General features: G+C 47.7%; 1 protein-coding gene and 1 pseudogene. One reads left to right on the top strand and one right to left on the bottom strand.

What is annotated here, in order from left to right:
* Window positions 1-117 (top strand): annotated as a pseudogene (locus tag ACLRGG_RS20435) (GrpB family protein); the annotation flags it as partial.
* 36 nt (window positions 118-153) lie between these two features.
* Here ACLRGG_RS20435 and ACLRGG_RS20430 read toward each other — a convergent pair.
* Window positions 154-419: integrase core domain-containing protein (locus ACLRGG_RS20430; protein WP_416251473.1), on the bottom strand; the 266-nt coding region annotated here is incomplete at its 5' end.

Genomic DNA, 419 nt, shown 5'->3' with positions numbered 1-419 from the left:
GGGTATATTGCTCGCGGTGAGAACGGGATTTCGGGGCGTAGATATTTCATTAAGGGCGGTGATCAGCGTAGTCATCATGTGCATGCGTTTGCTGTTAGAGATATGCAGGTATTTCGGTAATCCTCCCCTTTTTAACGGAGGCGATAAGTAGAATCAAGTCATGCGTTGAATATGCTGCATCGGCGTGTAGCCATTTAATGCCATATTCGGACGCTCGTGATTATAAAACCATTGCCAGCGTGTGGCATAGTCCTGCAATTCATCCAGCGAGGAAAACAGGTACTGCCCCAGCCAGTCATAGCGCACTGTACGATTATATCGCTCAATATAAGCGTTCTGCTGAGGTTTACCGGGCTGAATAAAACGCAGGGTTATATTCTGTCGGGCCGCCCATGACATCAGTAGCCTGCCTGTATATT

The sequence above is a fragment of the Erwinia sp. PPS120 genome, from assembly GCF_047918655.1.
Lineage (GTDB): Bacteria > Pseudomonadota > Gammaproteobacteria > Enterobacterales > Enterobacteriaceae > Erwinia > Erwinia tasmaniensis_A.
Note: the sequence above shows the minus strand (reverse complement) of the source record. Positions and strands in the feature narration are given on the sequence as shown.